Genomic DNA, 2,196 nt, shown 5'->3' with positions numbered 1-2,196 from the left:
TTTCACAGGAGCCTATATCGTTCCTGCAATTCCACACGAAATATTGGCTGTTGGAGAATTTGTAATTACTAAAAATATATTGCTAATGCTACTTTTCGCTGTGTTGATGATTGTAGCGTCTTACAGCATGATAAAGAAAACTAAGCACCATCAAGAGAAAGTTGCTAAAAAACAACAGTTTAACTATCCTTTGATTTTGATTGAAGGAATCGTTGTAGGTATTTTGACAGGACTTGTAGGAGCGGGAGGCGGTTTCTTAATTATCCCTGCATTAGTGATTTTGAGTAAATTACCAATGAAAGAGGCTGTGGGAACCTCATTAGTTATCATTGCAGCAAAGTCTTTGATAGGTTTTTTAGGAGAAAATAGCGAAACCCCAATGGATTATCTTTTCCTTGCAAAGGTTACTGCATTTGCCATATTTGGGATTTTCATAGGTATGGCTCTGTCTAAAAAGATTGATGGTGCTAAACTGAAGCCTATCTTCGGGTGGTTCGTTTTGATTATGGGGATTTACATTATCATCAAAGAAACTATTTTACAATAAAAAATGGACTTATGTAACCAAAGTAACTGTATATTAAACACGTATTCATAATTTTGCACTTAAAAAAATAGAAAACAATGAAAATAGAACAAATTTACACAGGATGTTTAGCTCAAGGGGCGTATTACGTCACTTCCAATGGAGAAGCTGCTATCATAGATCCTTTGCGAGAAACGAAACCTTATTTAGACCGTTTAGCTCAGGATGGCGTGGCTCTCAAATATATCTTTGAAACACATTTTCACGCTGATTTTGTGAGTGGACATTTGGATTTGAGTAAAAAAACAGGAGCCCCCATTGTTTATGGAGCTACGGCAAATCCTGAATTTGAGGCGATTGTTGCGGAAGACAATCAAATTTTTGAATTGGGAAGTGTGAAAATTAAAGTATTGCACACTCCTGGGCATACCATGGAAAGCACTTGTTTTTTACTGCTTGATGAAAACGGTAAAGAAACTGCCTTGTTTAGCGGAGATACTTTATTTTTAGGTGATGTTGGACGACCTGATTTGGCTCAAAAAGCTGCCAACATGACCCAAGAAGAATTAGCTGGATTACTCTACGAGAGCCTGTATAACAAAATATTACCACTACCAGATGAGGTAACGGTCTATCCAGCACACGGAGCAGGTTCCGCCTGTGGGAAAAACATGATGAAAGAAACTGTAGACAGCCTCGGAAATCAAAAGAAAATGAATTACGCATTGAATCAACCTAACAAGGAGGCGTTTATCAAGGCTGTTACAGAAGGGCTTTTACCTCCTCCTGCTTATTTTGGGATGAATGTAGCTATGAATAAAAAAGGATACAGTAACTTTGATGAAGTGCTTAATCAAGGAATGAATCCTCTTACCGCTGATGAGTTAGAAACAACGGCAGAAAATACAGGTGCGTTGATTTTAGACACTCGAAGCAATCAAGATTTTGCAAAAGGATTCATACCACAATCTATCAATATTGGTTTGAATGGCGATTTTGCTCCTTGGGTAGGAACACTAATTGTGGATGTAAATCAACCTATTTTGCTGGTTACTGATAGAGATAAAGAGGAAGAAGCTGTGACAAGGTTGAGCCGTGTTGGATTTGACAACGTGTTGGGATATTTGTCAGGAGGTTTTGAAACCTGGGAAAAGTCTGGAAAAGACATCGACTCAATAAATCGCATCAGTGCTGAAGAGTTTGCTAATGAGGTAAGAATAGGAGAAAACCAAGTGATTGATGTCCGAAAAGAAAGCGAATACGCAGCGGAACATATTGAAGATGCGTTTAGTAAACCACTGGCATATATTAATGATTGGATAAACGGTATTGATCCAAAGCAACACTTCTATTTGCATTGTGCCGGAGGATATCGCAGTATGATTGCGGCAAGTATCCTACAAGCAAGAGGTTACAGAAATTTTACGGAAGTGGCAGGTGGTTTCAATGCTATAGCAAAGACGAATGTTCCAAAAACCAATTTTGTATGTCAAAGTAAAGTATTCAATTAATTTTTATTATCTTAATAAGAATCGTAATGTTTGGATTTTTTAGAAACATATTTGGATCAGCGGATAATAGTCAACTAAAAGAGGCTATAAAAGAAGGGGTATTTTTAGTAGATGTTCGCACACCTGCCGAGTTTTCGGCAGGTAGCGTACAAGGAGCGG

General features: G+C 37.8%; 2 protein-coding genes. Both read left to right on the top strand.

Annotation, left to right across the window (positions count from 1 at the left end):
* Positions 1-547, top strand: a 547-nt coding sequence (locus tag CCAND38_RS11290; protein WP_042345574.1) for a sulfite exporter TauE/SafE family protein, incomplete at its 5' end; no start/stop codon positions are given.
* A gap of 77 nt (positions 548-624) precedes the next feature.
* Positions 625-2,037, top strand: coding sequence for an MBL fold metallo-hydrolase (locus tag CCAND38_RS11285; protein ID WP_042345572.1), 1,413 nt, complete (start codon positions 625-627; stop codon positions 2,035-2,037).
* Positions 2,038-2,196: the final 159 nt, after the last annotated feature.

The sequence above is a fragment of the Capnocytophaga canis genome, from assembly GCF_000827555.1.
Taxonomy (GTDB): Bacteria; Bacteroidota; Bacteroidia; order Flavobacteriales; family Flavobacteriaceae; genus Capnocytophaga; species Capnocytophaga canis.
This window is presented reverse-complemented; position numbering and strand designations above follow the sequence as displayed.

What these genes read in the sequence shown, in the direction of transcription:
- CCAND38_RS11285 (WP_042345572.1), top strand. Translation starts at nt 625, where the DNA reads ATGAAAATAGAACAAATTTACACAGGATGTTTAGCTCAAGGGGCGTAT.